Origin of the sequence: Hafnia alvei, from assembly GCF_034424155.1 — a bacterium.
Taxonomy (GTDB): Bacteria; Pseudomonadota; Gammaproteobacteria; order Enterobacterales; family Enterobacteriaceae; genus Hafnia; species Hafnia alvei.
The window spans coordinates 2,048,092-2,065,918 of sequence record NZ_CP139992.1; the positions used below are offsets into that span (position 1 = coordinate 2,048,092).

Annotated in this window: 17 protein-coding genes; 13 read left to right on the forward strand and 4 right to left on the reverse strand. The window is 49.9% G+C overall.

The window, feature by feature from the left end; translation table 11 throughout:
* Positions 1-99 precede the first annotated feature (99 nt).
* From U0008_RS09550 to ruvB, 4 genes are all read left to right on the forward strand, one after another.
* Positions 100-846 (forward strand): YebC/PmpR family DNA-binding transcriptional regulator, encoded by a 747-nt coding sequence (locus U0008_RS09550; protein ID WP_025801924.1) that lies wholly within the window; start codon positions 100-102, stop codon positions 844-846.
* On the forward strand, positions 843-1,364 hold the full coding sequence (ruvC, locus tag U0008_RS09555) for a crossover junction endodeoxyribonuclease RuvC (protein ID WP_025801926.1): 522 nt from the start codon (positions 843-845) through the stop codon (positions 1,362-1,364). Before U0008_RS09550 ends, ruvC begins: the two co-directional genes overlap by 4 nt.
* Positions 1,365-1,465: 101 nt before the next feature.
* Positions 1,466-2,080 (forward strand): Holliday junction branch migration protein RuvA, encoded by a 615-nt coding sequence (ruvA, locus tag U0008_RS09560; RefSeq protein WP_025801928.1) that lies wholly within the window; start codon positions 1,466-1,468, stop codon positions 2,078-2,080.
* A gap of 22 nt (positions 2,081-2,102) precedes the next feature.
* On the forward strand, positions 2,103-3,107 hold the full coding sequence (gene ruvB, locus U0008_RS09565; protein ID WP_043493019.1) for a Holliday junction branch migration DNA helicase RuvB: 1,005 nt from the start codon (positions 2,103-2,105) through the stop codon (positions 3,105-3,107).
* Positions 3,108-3,195: 88 nt separating this feature from the next.
* Here the strand turns inward: ruvB and znuB are convergent, their stop codons facing one another.
* Both znuB and znuC read right to left on the reverse strand, forming a co-directional pair.
* A complete protein-coding gene (znuB, locus tag U0008_RS09570; protein WP_043493020.1) occupies positions 3,196-3,981 on the reverse strand; it encodes a zinc ABC transporter permease subunit ZnuB in 786 nt (261 codons plus the stop codon).
* Positions 3,978-4,763 (reverse strand): zinc ABC transporter ATP-binding protein ZnuC, encoded by a 786-nt coding sequence (gene znuC / locus U0008_RS09575; RefSeq protein ID WP_025801934.1) that lies wholly within the window; start codon positions 4,761-4,763, stop codon positions 3,978-3,980. Before znuC ends, znuB begins: the two co-directional genes overlap by 4 nt.
* Positions 4,764-4,836: 73 nt before the next feature.
* Between znuC and znuA the strand changes: the two genes are divergently transcribed.
* The 3 genes from znuA (at position 4,837) to lpxM (ending at position 8,314) form a co-directional block, all read left to right on the forward strand.
* Positions 4,837-5,847, forward strand: coding sequence for a zinc ABC transporter substrate-binding protein ZnuA (gene znuA, locus U0008_RS09580; protein WP_043493330.1), 1,011 nt, complete (start codon positions 4,837-4,839; stop codon positions 5,845-5,847).
* Positions 5,848-5,860: 13 nt separating this feature from the next.
* Positions 5,861-7,186 carry a murein DD-endopeptidase MepM gene (gene mepM, locus U0008_RS09585; protein ID WP_043493021.1) on the forward strand — a complete coding sequence of 442 codons (1,326 nt, stop codon included), beginning with the start codon at positions 5,861-5,863 and terminating at the stop codon, positions 7,184-7,186.
* A gap of 165 nt (positions 7,187-7,351) precedes the next feature.
* Positions 7,352-8,314 carry a lauroyl-Kdo(2)-lipid IV(A) myristoyltransferase gene (gene lpxM, locus U0008_RS09590; protein ID WP_043493022.1) on the forward strand — a complete coding sequence of 321 codons (963 nt, stop codon included), beginning with the start codon at positions 7,352-7,354 and terminating at the stop codon, positions 8,312-8,314.
* 83 nt (positions 8,315-8,397) lie between these two features.
* Here lpxM and pyk read toward each other — a convergent pair whose 3' ends face one another.
* Together pyk and U0008_RS09600 are read right to left on the reverse strand one after the other, a co-directional pair.
* Positions 8,398-9,840, reverse strand: a complete 1,443-nt coding sequence (gene pyk / locus U0008_RS09595) for a pyruvate kinase (RefSeq protein ID WP_025801942.1) — start codon at positions 9,838-9,840, stop codon at positions 8,398-8,400.
* A 315-nt stretch (positions 9,841-10,155) separates the two neighbouring features.
* Positions 10,156-11,025, reverse strand: coding sequence for a MurR/RpiR family transcriptional regulator (locus tag U0008_RS09600; protein WP_025801944.1), 870 nt, complete (start codon positions 11,023-11,025; stop codon positions 10,156-10,158).
* Between the two features lie 477 nt (positions 11,026-11,502).
* On the opposite strand from U0008_RS09600, the gene zwf reads away from it, so the two are divergent.
* The 6 genes from zwf to mdtI all read left to right on the forward strand — a co-directional run bounded on the left by zwf (position 11,503) and on the right by mdtI (position 17,818).
* Positions 11,503-12,978 (forward strand): glucose-6-phosphate dehydrogenase, encoded by a 1,476-nt coding sequence (zwf, locus tag U0008_RS09605; RefSeq protein ID WP_043493024.1) that lies wholly within the window; start codon positions 11,503-11,505, stop codon positions 12,976-12,978.
* A 143-nt stretch (positions 12,979-13,121) separates the two neighbouring features.
* Positions 13,122-13,817 carry a 6-phosphogluconolactonase gene (gene pgl, locus U0008_RS09610; protein ID WP_043493025.1) on the forward strand — a complete coding sequence of 232 codons (696 nt, stop codon included), beginning with the start codon at positions 13,122-13,124 and terminating at the stop codon, positions 13,815-13,817.
* A gap of 7 nt (positions 13,818-13,824) precedes the next feature.
* Positions 13,825-15,639, forward strand: coding sequence for a phosphogluconate dehydratase (edd, locus tag U0008_RS09615; protein ID WP_025801950.1), 1,815 nt, complete (start codon positions 13,825-13,827; stop codon positions 15,637-15,639).
* 171 nt (positions 15,640-15,810) lie between these two features.
* Complete coding sequence (locus U0008_RS09620; RefSeq protein WP_043493027.1) at positions 15,811-16,452, forward strand: bifunctional 4-hydroxy-2-oxoglutarate aldolase/2-dehydro-3-deoxy-phosphogluconate aldolase; 642 nt, start codon at positions 15,811-15,813, stop codon at positions 16,450-16,452.
* A gap of 621 nt (positions 16,453-17,073) precedes the next feature.
* Entirely contained in the window at positions 17,074-17,502 is a 429-nt protein-coding gene (gene mdtJ / locus U0008_RS09625; RefSeq protein WP_043493029.1) for a multidrug/spermidine efflux SMR transporter subunit MdtJ, read from the forward strand.
* Positions 17,489-17,818, forward strand: a complete 330-nt coding sequence (mdtI, locus tag U0008_RS09630; RefSeq protein ID WP_025801956.1) for a multidrug/spermidine efflux SMR transporter subunit MdtI — start codon at positions 17,489-17,491, stop codon at positions 17,816-17,818. The genes mdtJ and mdtI overlap by 14 nt, the downstream gene beginning before the upstream one ends.
* Positions 17,819-17,827: the final 9 nt, after the last annotated feature.

The window sequence follows — 17,827 nt, forward strand, 5'->3', positions numbered from 1 at the left end:
CCGTGTTGAGCCAATAAGCTTGGCGGTTTGTCACTATTCATCCTAACAGGCGTAAAGTTTGTCATTTTTAAAGCCCTACGGCTTTTACCGGAGAAACATATGGCAGGTCATAGTAAGTGGGCCAACACGAAACACCGTAAAGCTGCGCAGGATTCTAAGCGCGGTAAAATCTTCACCAAAATTATTCGCGAGCTGGTTACCGCCGCGAAATTAGGTGGTGGTGATCCGGGTGCGAACCCACGTCTGCGCGCAGCAATTGATAAAGCGCTGTCTAACAACATGACCCGCGATACGTTGAACCGTGCAATCGCGCGTGGTGTGGGCGGTGATGATGATACCAATATGGAAACCATCATCTATGAAGGTTACGGTCCTGGCGGTTCTGCGATTATGGTGGAATGTCTGAGTGACAACCGTAACCGTACCGTGGCTGAAGTGCGTCATGCCTTCACTAAAACCGGCGGTAACTTAGGCACTGACGGTTCAGTTTCTTATCTGTTTGCCAAAAAAGGTGTGATTTCCTACGCACCGGGCCTAGATGAAGATACCGTGATGGATGCCGCGCTGGAAGCTGGTGCTGATGACGTTGTCACCTATGACGACGGCGCTATCGACGTGTTCACTCCGTGGGAAACCTTCGGTGAAGTGAAAGATGCGTTAGATGCTGCCGGTCTGGTTGCCGAATCTGCTGAAGTTTCTATGATCCCTTCTACTAAGGCAGAAATGGACGAAGAAACCGCACCAAAACTGATGCGCCTGATCGATATGCTGGAAGATTGTGATGATGTGCAGGAAGTTTATCACAACGGTGAGGTTTCCGACGAGGTTGCGGCTACTCTGGAATGAGTATCATCCTCGGGATTGACCCTGGTTCGCGGATCACAGGCTATGGCGTGATCCGCCAAGTGGGGCGAAAGCTCGAATATCTCGGCAGCGGGTGCATCCGCACCTCTGTCGATGATTTACCTACACGTCTCAAGCTGGTGTATGCCGGCGTCAGCGAAATTATTGCTCAGTTCCAGCCCGATATTTTTGCCATTGAACAGGTCTTTATGGCTAAAAATGCCGATTCAGCCTTAAAGCTGGGTCAGGCTCGCGGCGCTGCTATTGTGGCCGCAGTGAACGTTGATTTGCCGGTGTTTGAATATGCGGCGCGTCAAATCAAACAAACCGTGGTTGGAACGGGGGCTGCCGAGAAATCGCAGGTTCAGCATATGGTGCGTTCTCTGCTGAAGTTGTCGGCGAGTCCACAGGCAGATGCCGCCGATGCGCTGGCTGTGGCAATCACGCATTGTCATGTCAGCCAAAATGCGCTGAGAGCCAGCCCAACGCGCTTGAACTTAGCGCGCGGGCGTTTAAAGTAAATTAGGTATCGAACTCAATGGGCTGGATATTCATCCAGCCTTTTTTATGGTATAAGCTGTAAGCCATAATGAAAGAGTTAACATTTTAAGAGGAATTGCGCGTGATAGGTCGTCTCAGAGGTATTGTTCTGGAAAAACAGCCGCCGGAAGTGCTGCTGGAAGCCAACGGCGTAGGTTATGAAGTCCATATGCCGATGACCTGTTTTTATGAACTGCCTGATGTTGGTCAGGAAGCCATTATTTTCACCCATTTTGTGGTGCGTGAAGATGCGCAGTTGCTGTACGGATTTAATAACAAACAAGAGCGCGCATTGTTCCGCGAGCTGATTAAAGTCAATGGCGTTGGGCCAAAACTGGCGCTGGCCATTTTGTCCGGCATGTCAGCTCAGCAGTTTGTTACCGCCATCGAACGTGAAGAAGTTAGCACGCTGGTGAAATTACCCGGCGTGGGTAAGAAAACGGCGGAGCGTCTAGTGGTTGAAATGAAGGATCGCTTTAAAGGCTTAACCGGCGACCTGTTTAATAACCACAGTGAACTGCCAATGCCAGAAGCGAAGAAACCGGCCGCTGAAATTGATGCTGAAGGTGAAGCCGTTGCAGCGCTGATTGCGCTGGGCTATAAACCGCAAGAAGCGAGCCGGATGATCAGCAAAATTGCCAAACCAGATGCTGATAGCGAAACATTAATTCGTGATGCACTGCGCGCGGCGCTGTGATCGCCAGTGAGGTAAATGAAGGATGATTGAAGCTGACCGTCTGATTACTGCGGAAGTGCAAAGCGAAGAAGAAATTATCGATCGCGCTATCCGCCCCAAAAGCCTATCAGAATACATTGGGCAACCACAGGTGCGTGGTCAGATGGAGATTTTCATCAAAGCGGCCAAACTGCGCGGCGATGCGCTCGATCACCTGTTGATCTTCGGCCCTCCAGGGTTGGGGAAAACCACCTTGGCTAATATTGTCGCCAATGAGATGGGCGTGAATTTGCGCACAACTTCTGGCCCCGTGTTAGAAAAAGCGGGCGATTTAGCTGCTATGCTAACGAACCTCGAGCCACATGATGTTTTGTTTATCGATGAGATCCACCGTTTGTCTCCGGTGGTTGAGGAGATTTTGTATCCAGCGATGGAAGATTATCAGCTTGATATCATGATCGGCGAAGGGCCCGCGGCACGTTCCATTAAGATTGATCTACCTCCTTTCACGCTGGTGGGGGCAACGACGCGAGCCGGTTCGTTAACCTCTCCGTTACGCGACCGATTCGGTATTGTGCAGCGCTTGGAGTTTTATCAGGTTGCTGATTTGCAACACATCGTTGGCCGTAGCGCACAATGCCTTGGTTTATCTTTGACGGAAGAGGGCGCGCATGAAGTGGCGCGTCGCTCTCGCGGTACGCCGCGTATTGCTAACCGTTTATTACGCCGTGTAAGGGATTACGCCGAAGTTTGCGCCGATGGCAATATTAATGGTGACGTGGCAACGCAGGCGCTAAATATGCTGGACGTTGATGCTGAAGGCTTCGACTACATGGATAGAAAGCTGCTGCTGGCGGTCATTGATAAGTTCATGGGCGGGCCAGTAGGGCTCGATAACCTTGCGGCGGCCATTGGTGAAGAGCGTGAAACAATTGAGGACGTGTTGGAACCCTACCTCATTCAGCAGGGCTTCTTGCAGCGCACGCCGCGTGGTCGTATGGCGACCAATCATGCCTATAAACATTTTGGTCTGACCCGAGAAGAATAGCCCCTTTTAAAGCACAGTTTCTTGCGTCGAAAAAAAGCCCGAGCACATTAGATGTCTCGGGCTTTTTTATACCTGCAACGTTAACGTTCTACACGCTCTGTTTTTTACTCAGGCTGAGAATGAACATTGCGGTTGCGCACAGCACCACGGACGGCCCAGCAGGCGTATCGTAGAAGGCGGAAAATGTGAGCCCGCCAGTCACGGCTAAAATACCGATGATAACGGCAATGCCGGCCATTTGCTCTGGCGTGCGTGAGAAACGGCGCGCTGTGGCAGCAGGGATAATCAGCAGTGAGGTGATGATTAATGCGCCCACGAATTTCATTGCCAAGCCGATGGTTAGCGCGGTAACTAGCATTAATATCATCCGTACACGTTCGAGGTTAACGCCGTCTACGTGGGCAAGTTCTGGGCTGATTGTTACCGAAAGCAGCGGTCGCCATTGCCACCATAAGATACCCAGTACGACGGCGACACCAATGGCAATCATAAGAATATCGTCATAGGTGACGGAAAGTAGATCGCCGAATAAATACGCCATCAAATCTACGCGTACGTTTGACATTAAAGCGACAACTACCAAGCCCAGCGACAGTGCGCTGTGAGCCATGATACCGAGCAGGGTATCAACGCCGAGCGTCGGGCGTCGTTCCAGCCATACAAGGCCAATGGCCAGCAGCAGTGTCACGACGATAACGGCAAAGAAAGGGTTCACGTTCAACAGTAGGCCAAACGCAACGCCTAGCAGGGACGCGTGCGCTAGCGTATCGCCAAAATATGACATACGGCGCCACACGACAAACGATCCCAGTGGGCCAGCGGTTAACGCCAGCAATGCGCCTGCGATCCAGCCGGGGAGAAGTAACTCAATCATTGCGGCTGGCTCCCATTACTTTTCAACACAATTTTTCCCTGTAGATCGTGACGATGATTATGATGATGGCGATAAATCGCGAGTTGTTCCGCACCGCGGTTGCCAAACATCGCGATAAACTCAGGGTGCATCGACACCACTTCTGGCGTTCCTGAACAGCAAATATGTTGGTTTAAACACAATACTTCGTCCGTTTTTGCCATCACTAAATGTAAATCGTGCGACACCATCAGTACTGAGCAATTAAGTTCTTGTCTTAGCTGGTTGATTAAATCGTACAGCGCCAGTTGCCCGTTAACGTCAACGCCAGCGGTAGGTTCATCCAATACCAATAAATCAGGCTTATTGAGCAACGCGCGCGCCAGCAAAACCCGCTGGTTTTCGCCGCCAGAGAGTTTTTGCATCGGTTGATTGAGCAGATGAGCGGCATGTACACGCTTCAATGCAGGCAATACATCTTCTTTTTTTACACCGGGACGTAAGCGCATGAATCGGCTGACGGTCAACGGCAGCGTCGCATCGAGGTGCAGTTTTTGCGGCACATAGCCAATGGTGAGCTTTTCTGCGGTGGTAATCGTGCCTGAAGTGGGTTTTATCAACCCCAGCACGACGCGAACCAGCGTAGACTTTCCGGCACCATTAGGCCCCAGCAGCGTCAGAATGCGTCCGGGTTTGAGATCGAGAGATATGTGAGAAAGCACATTGCGAGCCCCGAAGCTCACCGTGATGTCTTTCAGCGATACCAAACTATTATTGTTTTGAACTGTATTTTGACTCGACATGTTTTTGCATATTGCAGAATGGATGAAATGTTATAATATAACGATCACCCAAATTGAAGAAGAGAATTTTGACATGATACACAAAAAAGCCTGGTTTAAGCGCACTATTATTGCTGCTGCACTGGTAACAAGCGCCGGGATCAGCTGCGCACAGGCTGCGGTATTAACCTCAATCCGTCCTTTAGGATTTATCGCTTCGGCAATTGCTGAAGGGGTCACAACAACGGAAGTTTTGCTTCCAGATGGGGCGTCACCGCATGATTATGCACTCAAGCCATCCGACATCAAACGTTTGCGTGAAGCTGACTTAGTAGTATGGGTAGGGCCAGAAATGGAGGCTTTCCTGACAAAACCGGTTCAACAGCTCGAAAATAACAAGAATCTGATGCTGACAGGGCTGCCAGCCGTTCACAGCCTGCTCATGGCCGGTGATGATGATGACGATCATGACCATAAAGCGCATGCAGCAGAAAGCAATGTAGAAAAATCCGAAAAATCTGCTACACATAATGTTACAAATGGCGCTGAGACTGGTTCAGAAGAGCATCATGATCACGATCATGGGCAATATAACCTGCATATTTGGCTCTCTCCAGCCATTGCAAAACAGATAGCGATAGCGATACACGACAAATTATTGTTACAAAGCCCACAAAACAAAGACAAACTGGATGTCAACCTACGTAAATTCGAGGAACAACTAGAGCAGACAGAAAAAAATGTTGGTATGATGCTGCGGCCTGTGCAAGGTAAAGGGTATTTTGTTTTTCATGATGCCTATGGTTACTTCGAGAAAACCTTTGGTTTGACTCCTTTAGGTCACTTCACGGTCAATCCCGAGATTCAGCCTGGCGCACAGCGTTTACATCAAATTCGAACACAGTTGGTTGAGCAGAAAGCCGTTTGCGTTTTCGCTGAGCCACAGTTCAGGCCAGCAGTAATCTCAGCGGTTGCGCAGGGGACAAAAGTCCGCCAGGGAACCTTAGATCCCTTGGGTAGCGCGATCGCACTGGGTGCTGATAGTTACATGAGGTTCTTAACTCAGCTATCACAACAGTATTCAAGCTGCCTGAACGGAGATTAAGAGGAATATCCGAGTGCAGCAGATAGCGCGATCTATCGCCCTAGCGTATAACAACTTGCCCCGACCACATCGGGTTATGCTAGGGTCACTGACCGTCATCACGTTGGCCGTCTCTATTTGGCGGCCATTCGTTTACCAACCGAATATCGATAGCGATAGCGCCTCTGCCAAAATTGTCCCGTTGGATAATAAACAGTTGCGAACGCTCGTTCCTGAAGCCAGTGAGCCACTGGACCAACCCGCCCCAGAAGATGAAGTTCCTACCGACGAATTAGACGACAAAGCCGATAACGATTCGGGTACCCATGATTACGTGGTTTCTACCGGTGATACGCTTGGCAGCATTTTGACCCAGTTTGGCATTGATATGTCAGAGGTGTCCGCACTTGCTAAGCAAAATCCCGCACTGCGTAACCTCAAAATTGGCCAAACGCTTTCATGGGTCGTGAATGACGCAGGCGAACTGCAACAGCTGACTTGGGAAGTGAATCGTCGCGAAACACGTACCTATAATCTGGTGAACGGTAACTTCAAAGAAGCCGTGGAGTCTCAGCAGGGTGAGTGGAAAAATAAAGTTGTCACGGGAACATTGAACGGAAGCTTCGTCAATAGCGCACGAGCCGCAGGCCTGAGCCGTTCAGAAGTGAATGCCGTGATCAAGGCGCTTCAGTGGCAGATGGATTTCCGTAAATTGCAGAAGGGCGATCAATTTTCCGTGCTGATGTCGCGTGAAGAGTTGAATGGCCGCAGTGAGCAGAGCCAACTACTGGGGGTAAGAATGCGCTCCGGTGGTAAAGATTATTACGCCGTGCGCGCAGATGATGGCAAATTCTACGATCGTCAGGGCAGCGGTTTAGCGAAAGGCTTTATGCGTTTCCCAACCACCAAACAATTCCGCGTATCCTCTAACTTTAATCCGCGCCGTGTGAATCCGGTAACAGGACGTGTTGCTCCACACAAAGGTGTAGATTTCGCGATGCCGGTGGGAACACCTGTATTAGCCGTTGGTGATGGTGAAGTGGTTATCGCTAAACGCAGCGGCGCGGCGGGCAACTACGTGGTTATCCGTCACGGTCGCCAATATACGACGCGCTTTATGCACCTGAAAAAAATTCTGGTTAAGCCGGGGCAAAAAGTAAAACGCGGCGACCGCATCGCGCTGTCGGGCAATACCGGACGTTCTACTGGGCCGCACCTGCATTATGAATTCTGGCTGAATAATCAGGCAGTGAATCCATTAACGGCGCAGCTTCCTCGCTCTGATGGACTGTCTGGCAAAGATCGCCGTGAGTACTTAGCTCAGGTTCGTCAGGTTGTTCCGCAACTCCAGCTAGATTAAGATTAGGAATCGTTTATAACAGCCGGCTATAACCGGCTGTTTTTCTTTGTGCTATTTATTTATGCGCAAATTTTTATCGGTTGTTCTATGTCCAAGACTTATATCAAGCCGTATTGAAACCACTTGGGTATATAATTAGCTGATATTTTATTAAAGAGCTTTTGTATGGAAAAAGAACAACGTTCAAATGTGGAGTTTATCCCGCAGTTTGAAAAAAGCTTCCTACTGCCTAAATACTGGGGTGCGTGGGTAGGCGTTGGTACGATGGTCGCGATGGCCTATTTGCCGGTGCGTCTGAGAGATCCGATCCTTGCTACCGTTGGGCGCTGGGCTGGAAAACTCGCAGGTGGAGCACGACGTCGTGCAAGAATTAACCTGTTGTACTGCTTTCCAGAATTAACCGAAGCTCAGCGTGAAGACATTATCGATCGAATGTTCGAACGCGCAGGGCAGTCTATGTTTTTAATGGCCGAACTGACGCTGCGCGACCCACAACGCGTGCTAAAACGCACTCGCTGGCATGGCATGGAGCATATCGAAGCCCTGCGTGAGAGCGGTAAGAATGCCATCTTTTTAGTGCCACACGGTTGGGCCGTTGATATCCCCGCGATGTTGCTAGCTGCACAGGGCCAGCCTATGGCCGCAATGTTCCATAATCAAAAGAATAAGATGGTGGACTGGCTGTGGAATACCTGTCGTCGGCGTTTTGGTGGGCGTATGCACGCGCGTGACGACGGCATTAAGCCTTTCATCAGCTCGGTGCGGCACGGTTACTGGGGCTATTATCTGCCAGACCAAGATCATGGTGCGGAACATAGCGAGTTTGTCGATTTCTTCGCTACGTATAAAGCTACGCTGCCTGCGATTGGGCGTTTGATGAAGCTTTGTCGTGCTCAGGTTATTCCGCTTTTCCCTGTGTATGACGGCAAAACAAGCACGTTGGATATCTATATCCGTCCACCGATGGATGATATTGCCGATATGAATGAGCACGATATGGCTCGCCGCATGAACGAAGAAGTTGAGTTACTGATGGGGCCGCATCCGGAGCAATATACGTGGATCCTGAAGCTGCTAAAAACCCGCAAGCCGGGAGAAATTGAGCCGTACAAGCGAAAAGACTTATAAGTTTCGCCTAAGTTTTATGAGTTGAACCCAAAAGAAAAGGGGCGCAATTGATTGCGCCCCTTCGTTATTTCTTTTATCGCGCTTTATTCAACGCGCAGGATTCGGCTGGTATTGGTGCTGCCGATGGTGCCCATCACATCACCTTGGGTCACGATAACGAGATCGCCCGAAACCAAGAAGCCCTTATCACGCAGCAGATTTGCTGCATGCTGAGCTGCCGCCACGCCGTCGCTGGTACTGTCGAAGTAAACGGGCGTTACCCCGCGATACAGCGCTGTCAGGTTCAAGGTGCGTTCGCGATGAGACATGGCAAAGATTGGCAAGCCAGAACTGATGCGAGACATCATCAGCGCCGTACGGCCTGATTCGGTCATGGCGATGATCGCGGTAACGCCCTTCAGGTGGTTAGCCGCGTACATGCTAGACATCGCAATCGCTTCTTCGATATTGTCGAACTGTACGTCTAAACGGTGCTTAGAAACGTTAATGCTAGGGATTTTTTCAGCACCCAAACATACGCGCGCCATGGCAGCAACTGTTTCAGCAGGGTATTGCCCCGCTGCCGTTTCTGCCGACAGCATGACCGCATCAGTACCGTCCAGCACGGCGTTAGCCACGTCCATGACCTCAGCGCGTGTAGGCATTGGGTTGGTGATCATCGACTCCATCATTTGGGTCGCAGTGATAACGGAGCGGTTTAATTTGCGTGCGCGGCGGATCAGCTGTTTTTGAATGCCTACCAGCTCTGGATCGCCAATTTCGACGCCCAAGTCGCCACGAGCAACCATCACGACGTCGGAGGCTAAGATGATGTCATCCATCGCTTCTTCACTGCATACCGCTTCGGCACGTTCAACTTTAGCCACGATCTTGGCATCACAACCAGCATCGCGTGCAAGGCGGCGCGCGTAGTTAATGTCTTCGCCGGTGCGAGGGAAAGAAACTGCCAGATAATCGACAGAAATTTTCGCCGCAGTAGCGATATCAGCGATGTCTTTTTCGGTTAAGGCTTCAGCAGACAGACCGCCGCCTAATTTGTTAATCCCTTTGTTATTGGAGAGAGGGCCACCGACGGTCACTTCGGTAAACACTTTGCTGCCTTTAACTTCGAGGACTTTGAGCTGCACGCGACCATCGTCGAGCAATAGAATGTCGCCGGGAACCACGTCTTCCGGCAGGCGTTTGTAGTCGATGCCGACTTTCTCTTTATCGCCTTCACCGGTGGTGAGATCGGCGTCGAGTAGGAATTTGTCGCCGATGTTAAGGAATACTTTGCCTTCTTTGAAGGTGGATACGCGGATTTTCGGACCCTGTAGGTCTCCGAGGATGGCAACATGTCGTCCTAGTTTTGCTGCAATTTCACGGACTTTATTGGCGCGAGCAAGATGATCTTCAGCTGTACCATGAGAGAAATTGAGACGTACGACGTTAGCACCAGCTGAAATAATCTTCTCTAGATTATTATCGCGGTCGGTTGCTGGGCCTAAGGTTGTTACGATCTTGGTTCTTCTGAGCCGTCTGGACATGTGTAACTCCGTTGACATGTGAAGCATTGGTGTTGGTGCCAATACAACGAACAGGCAGTTGATTACGCATCCACGTAACCCGATTATCTTAAGCTGGCGTCGCTGTTAACTCGTAGCAGCGACGTTCTTATGCTTAAAAATCACTGGGTAGATCAACTCATCAAGCCTGCTCGCATGAAACCGCAAAAGAAAGCATGCGGTTGATAAATACCCGTCTCTTCATTATCTAGCAGAAAATGACAGGTTGTTTTTATGTTTTGGTGCCTGATTGACGTAAAACGCGTACTTTATATCTTGGCCTAGCCGATCACCGATTTAATCAAAATGGTGGGGCAGCGCCAGTCCCTTATCAAAGCGCGATTCTTTCAGCGCTTCTTTGACTCGCTTCAAGTTATCTCTGAATTTTGCGCCTCTGCGCAAGGTAAAGCCAGTTGCCAGTGCATCGATCAGCGTCAATTGAGCAATTCTCGACACCATTGGCATGTAGACATCGGTGTCTTCTGGCACATCCAGAATTAAGGGTAGGGTAGCTTCCAGAGCAAGCGGCGTGTCGCGAGAGGTAATGGCAATCACGGTGGCGTCATTTTCGCGTGCTAAATGTGCCATTTCGACCAAACTTTTGGTACGGCCTGTGTGGGAGATAAGCACCACAACATCGCCTTCGTTCGAATTCATGCAGCTCATTCTTTGCATGACGATGTCATCAAAATAAACCACAGGAATGTTAAACCGAAAGAATTTATTCATGGCATCATGAGCAACGGCGGCGGATGCACCTAGACCAAAGAACGAGATTTTCTTGGCCTGAGTGAGCAGATCAACGGCGCGATTAACCGCGGCCATATCAAGGTTATTCTTGGCCATTTCAAGGCTAGCCATCGCAGATTCGAATATTTTGCTGGTATAAGCATCAACGCTGTCAGTCTCTTCTACGTTTCGATTGACATACGGCGTCCCATTAGCAAGGCTCTGTGCGAGATGAAGTTTAAAATCGGGGAAGCCTTTGGTTTCTAAACGACGACAAAAACGGTTTACCGTGGGTTCACTGACATCAGCCATTTTCGCCAGCGTCGCAATGCTCGAGTGAATTGCGGTCTGCGGTGCAGCCAAGATAACCTCGGCAACTTTGCGCTCGGATTTACTGAGTTGGTCCAGGTTGGCCTGAATTTTGTCCAGCGTATTCATATACACATTCACTCATGGATTGTATGCCCGTCATCTTTCAAATTGCAGGTGTGTTGGCTGCTCTCGTGCGCCCTAATCCCTTACTCCGGTAAGCTCATTGGGTGTTTTTCACTCGCCGCTTTCCTGCATTTTGACATCTATTGAGCAAAACGATTTCAAAGAAAGGAGAAATCTATGATTGTTTGATGAAAATATACTACGAGCCACAACAGCTTTGCAGCGAGATGATGCCGCTTCGTGGGCTTTTTTTACCAGAGTATGACGTGTGTCTAACTTTCGATATGGTAATATTGCTTCAGTTTTGACGGAAAATTACATAATGTATCTGTCATTACGCGGTCTGCGGCGGGGTCAACGAAAATTTCATACCATTTATGGTTGTTTTTTCGGCAAAAAAGCATGTTTACTGGCTATAGTCAAAAATAGTACATTAATTATGTAATAAAATTACAAGCATCCTGCAACGAGGAGATGAACATGGCGGTTACGTCAACAGCACAGGCCTGTGACCTGGTCATTTTCGGCGCCAAGGGCGATTTAGCCCGCCGTAAACTGCTGCCTTCCCTGTACCAATTAGAAAAAGCCGGTCATATCCATCCGGACACTCGTATCATCGGCGTAGGTCGCGCTGATTGGGATAAAGACGCCTACACTAAGGTCGTCCGTGAAGCTCTGGACACCTTCTTGAAGGAAAAGGTTGATGAAGAACTGTGGACGACGCTCAGCGCGCGTCTGGATTTCTGTAACCTTGACGTCAATGACACTCAGCACTTCAAAAATCTGGCAAAAATGCTGGATCAGAAGAAACGCGTCACCATCAACTACTTTGCGATGCCACCAAGTACTTTCGGCGCTATCTGCCAAGGTTTGGGTGCATCCGGTCTGAATAAAGATCCAAGCCGCATCGTGATGGAAAAGCCTCTCGGTACGGATTTGGAATCCTCACGCGCCATCAATAATCAGGTGGCTGAATTCTTCGACGAGTCACAGGTTTACCGTATTGACCACTATTTGGGCAAAGAAACGGTGCTTAACCTGCTGGCGCTGCGTTTTGCTAACTCCCTGTTTGCGAATAACTGGGACAACAGCATGATCGACAGCGTACAGATCACCGTCGCGGAAGAAGTGGGCATTGAAGGTCGCTGGGGCTACTTTGATAAAGCGGGCCAGATGCGCGACATGATTCAAAACCATCTGTTGCAAATTTTGACCATGATTGCCATGTCACCACCGGCGGATCTCTCTACTGACCGCATTCGTGATGAAAAGGTCAAAGTGCTGCGTTCACTACGTCGTATTAACCATACCAACGTGCGCGATACCACGGTGCGTGGCCAATACACCGCAGGCTTTGTGCAAGGCAAAAAAGTACCAGGATATTTGGAAGAAGAAGGGGCGAACAAAACCAGTAACACAGAAACTTTCGTCTCTATTCGTGTTGATATCGATAACTGGCGCTGGGCTGGCGTTCCGTTCTATCTACGTACCGGTAAACGTCTGCCATCAAAATGTTCTGAAGTGGTTATTTACTTTAAGAACCCGCCTCTCAACCTGTTCAGCGACTCTTACCAAGAGCTGCCGCAGAACAAACTGACGATCCGCTTACAGCCTGATGAAGGCGTACAGATTGACATCCTGAACAAGGTGCCTGGTCTGGAACATAAGCATCGTTTGCAAACCACTAAACTGGATCTGAGCTTCTCCGATACTTTCCATCAAGAGCATTTAGCCGATGCCTATGAGCGTTTGCTGTTGGAAACCATGCGTGGGATCCAAGCACTGTTCGTGCGTCGCGATGAAGTGGAAGAAGCCTGGAAGTGGGTCGACTCCATCATGGAAGCGTGGGCCGCTGATAATGAATCTCCTAAACCATACCAAGCCGGTACCTGGGGTCCTGTTGCCTCTGTTGCGATGATCAGTCGCGATGGCCGTGCATGGAATGAATTCGAATAACGTTACAACGTTATTTGATCGCAAAGCATCACGGAGGGCCTTCCCTCCGTGTGTTGAGATTCATACCCAGCATATTTGAAGTCGCACCGGTGTTGGCTGCACTCCAATTATTTTGGGTATAGGACAGTTTAGGAGTGGTTGAAATGGCACAGTTTAAAGAATTTCCGAGCGCACAGGCGCTCAACGAACAGTTTGCTGAGGAAATAGCCGCAGCTCTGAGCCACAGCATTAGCGCTCAGGGAGAAGCCAGTCTAGTCGTGTCGGGTGGTCGTACACCACTAGGACTGTTCGAGGCGTTAACTCAGCAAGCCATTGAGTGGAGCAAGGTCAGCATCACCTTAGCGGATGAGCGTTGGGTCGAGGCAAATGATGATTCCAGTAACGAAAAGCTGGTTCGAGAACATTTGCTGAAGGGCCACGCCGCAACCGCGAAGTTTGTTGGTTTGAAGAATAGTCATGCCACCCCGTTTGCCGGAGCCGCAGACACCGAACGTGCGTTGCAATCTATTGCTCGTCCGTTTGACGTTGTGATCCTCGGCATGGGTGATGATGGCCATACCGCTTCACTCTTCCCTGGGGCAGAGAATCTGTTCCCAGCTCTCGCGATGGATTCTGGCCGAGTCTGCATGGGGATGACCCCGCTGACCGCGCCACTCGATCGTATCACCCTAACACTTCCGGCTCTGCTCAATAGCCGCCATATCTACCTGCATGTGGTAGGTGGCAGCAAGCGTGATGTTTATCAGCGCGCAATTCAGGGTACGGATGTGAATGAGATGCCGATCCGCGCAGTGTTACATCAAACACAAACGCCGGTCGACGTCTACTGGACGGCATGAGGCAGCAATGAACCCAACAGTATCCCGAGTTACTCAACGCATTATTGAACGCTCCCGCGACAGCCGTGCGGCCTATCTGGCCAAAATCGAAAAAGCGCGCAGCAAGAAGGTACATCGTTCTCAGTTAGCCTGCGGCAACTTGGCACACGGTTTCGCCGCTTGTGGTCAGGATGATAAAGCGTCTCTGACCAGCATGATCAAGAGCAATATCGGTATCGTGACCTCGTATAACGATATGCTTTCGGCGCACCAACCCTATGAAACCTACCCAGAGCAGATCAAAGCTGCGCTGCATTCGGTTGGAGCAGTAGGGCAAGTGGCCGCTGGCGTACCTGCGATGTGCGATGGTGTAACTCAGGGACAGGACGGCATGGAGCTCTCATTAATGAGCCGCGAAGTGATTGCCATGTCCGCCGCTGTGGGTCTTTCGCACAATATGTTTGACGGCGCGCTGTATCTTGGCGTGTGCGACAAAATTGTGCCGGGTCTGTTTATGGCCGCGATGTCTTTCGGCCATTTACCGACCCTGTTCGTGCCAGCCGGTCCAATGCCGAGCGGTTTGCCTAACAAAGAAAAGGTTCGTGTTCGCCAACTGTACGCAGAAGGCAAGCTGGGCCGTGATGCGCTGCTTGAAGCTGAAGCAGCGTCTTACCATGCGCCAGGCACCTGTACTTTTTATGGTACGGCGAACTCCAACCAGATGGTGATTGAAGTGATGGGCCTGCATTTGCCGGGTTCATCTTTCGTTCAGCCAGATATGCCATTACGCGCCGCATTAACCGATGCGGCAGCGCGTCAGGTGACTCGCATGACGGAGACAAGCGGCAATTACATGCCTGTTGGCCGCATGGTTGACGAGAAAGTCATCGTGAACGGCATTATCGCTCTGCTAGCAACCGGTGGTTCTACCAACCACACCATGCATTTGGTGGCGATGGCGCGTGCTGCAGGCATTCATATCAATTGGGATGATTTCTCTGACCTGTCTGACGTGGTGCCATTGATGTGCCGCATCTATCCAAACGGTCCAGCAGATATCAACCATTTCCAAGCGGCAGGCGGCGTGCCTGTGCTGGTCAAAGAGCTGTTGAAAGGCGGCTTGCTGCATGAAGATGTTGAAACCGTTGCTGGCCACGGTTTAAGCCGTTATACCCAGGAGCCTTTCTTGGAAGAGGGCAAGCTGGTATATCGTCCAGGTCCTGAAAAATCCCACGACAGCAATGTCATTGCTAGCTTCGCATCACCGTTTGAATCCCACGGTGGTACAAAAGTGCTGACGGGTAACTTAGGCCGCGCCGTGATGAAAACCTCCGCCGTGCCTGCAGATAATCAAATCATTGAAGCCCCTGCGGTGGTATTCCATAGCCAGCACGACGTGGTTCCTGCGTTTGAAGCCGGTAAACTGGACAAAGACTGTGTGGTCGTGGTGCGTTATCAAGGCCCACGCGCTATCGGTATGCCTGAACTGCACAAGCTGATGCCACCATTGGGCGTTCTGATGGATCGCGGGCTGAAAGTGGCATTAGTCACCGATGGCCGTTTGTCTGGCGCTTCTGGCAAAGTCCCATCAGCCATCCATGTTACCCCTGAGGCTTATTCAGGTGGTCTGCTGGCGAAAGTCCGTGACGGCGATATGGTTCGCGTTAACGGCAAAACCGGCGAGCTCACTTTGCTGGTGGATGAGGCTGAATTGGCGAGTCGTGAACTGGTTCATCCTGATTTGTCTGAGCTGCACGATGGCTCAGGTCGTGAGATGTTTGCCGCGCTGCGTGAACAGCTCTCCGGTGCCGAAGAAGGCGCTAGCTGCATTAAATTCTATTAATTCTATGACGCGGGCTTAATGCGAGCTCGCGTTAATGATTCTTTTTGGCGTTGTGTACCTTAGATTATGCGTTCCGCATCAAGAAAGAGGGGTAGGGCAAGGTTTTCCTGTTTGAAAACAACAACGCCAGCCATAAACCATGCCGCAAGGCACCATGGAGATAATAAGCAGATGAAAAACTGGAAAGTAAGCGCCGAGTCAATCATGACAGCCGGCCCGGTTGTACCTGTAATCGTTATTAAAAAAATTGAGCAGGCTGTGCCTTTGGCTAAAGCGCTGGTTGCCGGTGGCGTTCGTGTGCTGGAAGTGACCCTGCGTACTGAGTGTGCGGTTGAGGCTATTCGCCTGATCGCCAAAGAAGTTCCAGAAGCTATCGTAGGCGCGGGTACCGTTACCAACGCTAAGCAGCTGGCTGACGTCACCGAAGCCGGTGCTCAGTTTGCTATCAGCCCTGGCCTAACCGCTGATCTGCTGAAAGCAGCAACTGCCGGTTCAATCCCACTGATCCCAGGTATTAGCACCGTTTCAGAACTGATGCTGGGTATGGATCACGGCTTGAAAGAATTCAAATTCTTCCCAGCTGAAGCCAACGGCGGCGTTAAAGCATTGCAGGCTATCGCAGGCCCATTCTCTCACGTCCGTTTCTGCCCAACCGGTGGTATCAACCCACAAAACTATCGTGACTATCTGGCACTGAAAAGCGTGCTGTGCATCGGTGGTTCTTGGTTGATCCCTAACGATGCGTTGAACAACGGCGACTACGCACGTATCACTGAACTGGCTAAAGAAGCGGTTGCAGGCGCGAAAGCGTAAAATATTTTGACCATTTTTTGTGAGCACAAAAAGCGTTGTTTTATGCACGCTGCATAATAGTTAAGCAAAGCTAACTCGTTGAGGCTCCACAGAAATCAAGCCATCCATTTAGGGTGGCTTTCTTTTTTAATTACCTAACTTGCTTATTTATATTCATTTTTCTGTGAAAACTTGCAAAAAGGCGGTTTGCTTAATAAAATTGCCTATGATACAAATAATGCAGTTAATTAAACCTGATGAGGACACTGAACAAACCGTATGGTAGGGAGTAGGTACGGGGGGAAGATGTAAACTATTATGAAAACTCACAATCGCTTGATGATTAAAACTTCTACATATCTCTTATTCATTTCTACAACGCTTTCTAGTGAACATCACTGGTGTAGCGAGCTTTAGCTTCTTTCTCCACTTACGGTAGCTGATAAAACCAGCGACTCAGCCAGATGTTGTCTGCGTTTATCCTAACCGAATAATTCTTACCGATCCGTATTTAACATCGGAACGCCAATAATGGTTTTCTGCAATATTATTTAGCCTTACTGCGCCTATTTACGAGCCTGATAGGGTTAAACATTAAAAAATAACGGGTCGAATAAAAAATAAAACTCTGTGGAGAGAAAAATGATTTATTGGATCTTTTTGGCATGTGCCATCGCGGCCGAAATTATCGGTACGCTATCAATGAAGTGGGCGAGTCTGAGCGGCGGCATGACGGGTAATATCGTTATGCTAGTTATGATCACCATCTCTTATATCTTACTTTCTTTTGCGGTGAAGCGTGTTGCCTTAGGCGTTGCTTATGCCCTGTGGGAAGGTATCGGTATTCTGTTTATTACCTTGTTCAGCGTACTGTGGTTTGACGAAAGTATGTCCCTGATGAAATTGATGGGCTTGGTTACGCTGATTGCGGGTATCGCGCTGGTTAAATCGGGTACGGTAAAAACTAAAAAACCATCTGCCAAAACAGGTGAACAGAAAAGCGCCGTAGCGATGAAGAACAAACCTGCGCAAACAAAAACTAACGTAGGAGGCAATCATGCAACAGCTTGAGTGGTTCCATATCGCGTGGTTAGCATTTGCTGTCGTATTAGAAATTTTAGCTAATATCTTCCTGAAATGGTCAGACGGTTTCCGCCGTATTTGGATGGGGTTGCTGTCGTTGGCCGCGGTGTTAGGTGCATTTAGCTCCTTGTCACAGGCGGTAAAAGGTATCGAACTGTCCGTAGCATATGCGCTGTGGGGCGGTTTTGGTATCGCGGCCACGGTGGCTGCCGGCTGGATACTGTTCGGTCAGCGTTTGAATAAAAAAGGTTGGGCGGGGTTAACCCTGCTGCTGGCTGGCATGATTATGATTAAGCTGGCGTAACGACAGATT

Excerpts from the sequence above, each read along its gene's own strand:
- U0008_RS09550 (WP_025801924.1), top strand. The coding sequence starts at position 100 with ATGGCAGGTCATAGTAAGTGGGCCAACACGAAACACCGTAAAGCTGCG.
- ruvC (WP_025801926.1), top strand. The coding sequence starts at position 843 with ATGAGTATCATCCTCGGGATTGACCCTGGTTCGCGGATCACAGGCTAT.
- ruvB (WP_043493019.1), top strand. The coding sequence starts at position 2,103 with ATGATTGAAGCTGACCGTCTGATTACTGCGGAAGTGCAAAGCGAAGAA.
- znuB (WP_043493020.1), bottom strand. The coding sequence starts at position 3,981 with ATGATTGAGTTACTTCTCCCCGGCTGGATCGCAGGCGCATTGCTGGCG.
- znuC (WP_025801934.1), bottom strand. The coding sequence starts at position 4,763 with ATGTCGAGTCAAAATACAGTTCAAAACAATAATAGTTTGGTATCGCTG.
- znuA (WP_043493330.1), top strand. The coding sequence starts at position 4,837 with ATGATACACAAAAAAGCCTGGTTTAAGCGCACTATTATTGCTGCTGCA.
- lpxM (WP_043493022.1), top strand. The coding sequence starts at position 7,352 with ATGGAAAAAGAACAACGTTCAAATGTGGAGTTTATCCCGCAGTTTGAA.
- pyk (WP_025801942.1), bottom strand. The coding sequence starts at position 9,840 with ATGTCCAGACGGCTCAGAAGAACCAAGATCGTAACAACCTTAGGCCCA.
- U0008_RS09600 (WP_025801944.1), bottom strand. The coding sequence starts at position 11,025 with ATGAATACGCTGGACAAAATTCAGGCCAACCTGGACCAACTCAGTAAA.
- zwf (WP_043493024.1), top strand. The coding sequence starts at position 11,503 with ATGGCGGTTACGTCAACAGCACAGGCCTGTGACCTGGTCATTTTCGGC.
- pgl (WP_043493025.1), top strand. The coding sequence starts at position 13,122 with ATGGCACAGTTTAAAGAATTTCCGAGCGCACAGGCGCTCAACGAACAG.
- edd (WP_025801950.1), top strand. The coding sequence starts at position 13,825 with ATGAACCCAACAGTATCCCGAGTTACTCAACGCATTATTGAACGCTCC.
- U0008_RS09620 (WP_043493027.1), top strand. The coding sequence starts at position 15,811 with ATGAAAAACTGGAAAGTAAGCGCCGAGTCAATCATGACAGCCGGCCCG.
- mdtJ (WP_043493029.1), top strand. The coding sequence starts at position 17,074 with ATGATTTATTGGATCTTTTTGGCATGTGCCATCGCGGCCGAAATTATC.
- mdtI (WP_025801956.1), top strand. The coding sequence starts at position 17,489 with ATGCAACAGCTTGAGTGGTTCCATATCGCGTGGTTAGCATTTGCTGTC.